Consider the following 1,338-nt stretch of genomic DNA (forward strand, 5'->3'; position numbering starts at 1 on the left):
TCATTCTGATGGTATGTGGGGAGCTATAAAACGATGGGTGAAAATACTGCAGGAAGATTACGAGACGTGTTCAGAGTCTGATATGGAAGATGACTGATGAGTTTTATTTAAAATATAAAGATGTTTTTGATAACCCTAAGTAGTTTGATTAAGTAATAGGTGAAATGATATATCCTATAAGCTGTTTGCAAAGAACTTCGGAAATACAGGACTTGACTGGCTGAGAAAGGCGTGAGGTCTTGAAGCATCTTCGGATGTGTTGAAGCGGCTTTCACAGATAGGATGGATGAGCTCTTTGAGCTGATGAAGGGTTCTTCGAAAAGTGCAGACGATGTGGCAGACAGTATTTGTATATGGAAACTTGAGATAGACAGAGGCATATTTTATGAAATTTGAGATGTTAATTAATAATGCAATTATTATTATCAATAAAGATATGGAAAAAGAAGAATATGGTTTGTTTTATGATAGATACACAGACAGGTGTGGTTTATCATGCCAGAATGTTATATTAAGTTAGGAATGTTTATGAATATAAAATGCGTTAAAATGAATAAAAAATATATACGTAAAATTGAAGGAATGAGTAAAGGGTTGCTTTTGTTTAAGGTAGGAGCAGAGATAAAACAATCAGGACAAAATTTCCATTTGCTTTACGAAGATAAATGCAAGCCGCCGTTAGATATTGCGATTAATCCTAATAACGGAACAATAGAATATATTACTTATTTTATCCAAGACGAAAAAATATTAAGTGAAAAGCTCTATAATGAAATAGATTATCAAGAAGGAACAATTATTGTTGAAGATGAGCAATTTAATATTGAGAATAAGTTTTATTTAATTGTCGAGAGAAAATTTGATGCAATTCGAGATAATAATGACATTCTGATATTAAGTAATTCAATAAATAAAGAGAAACTACAAGCATATAAAATTGACAATATGAATTATTTGCTTTTTTCTCAATCTCAGTTTTGTGGTATAGTATTTAAAAATATTTTAAGCGAAGAATGGGATGAAATCATTAACTCGCAGTGCATATAAATGCCCCCATTCCCTAGCAATTCCCCAGTTCTTGCATGAGAAATTAAAAACGACATCGGTAAATACAGGAAGTAATAGTAAAGGATTGTTTGCAGATTTTATATATAATGGAAATACATATAGAGATGTATAAAATGACAATAAAAGATGCAGAAAAAATTTATAAAAAGTATAATTGTTCAAAATTTGCAATGGCAAGAGATAATTTATTAAAATATCAATTATATGAAAAATTGAATATTGATAACTACTAAAAGGGAGTACGAATATGATTGATTACATAGGAATTGC

General features: G+C 30.1%; 1 protein-coding gene. It reads left to right on the top strand.

Translation table 11 applies throughout. The features are described 5' to 3' along the window. The first annotated feature begins 495 nt into the window (after positions 1 to 495). Entirely contained in the window at positions 496 to 1,047 is a 552-nt protein-coding gene (locus DWW43_RS11980) for a hypothetical protein (protein WP_133302422.1), read from the top strand. Positions 1,048 to 1,338 lie beyond the last annotated feature (291 nt).

Origin of the sequence: Clostridium sp. AF15-41 (assembly GCF_003604095.1) — a bacterium.
Taxonomy (GTDB): domain Bacteria; phylum Bacillota; class Clostridia; order Lachnospirales; family Lachnospiraceae; genus Coprococcus.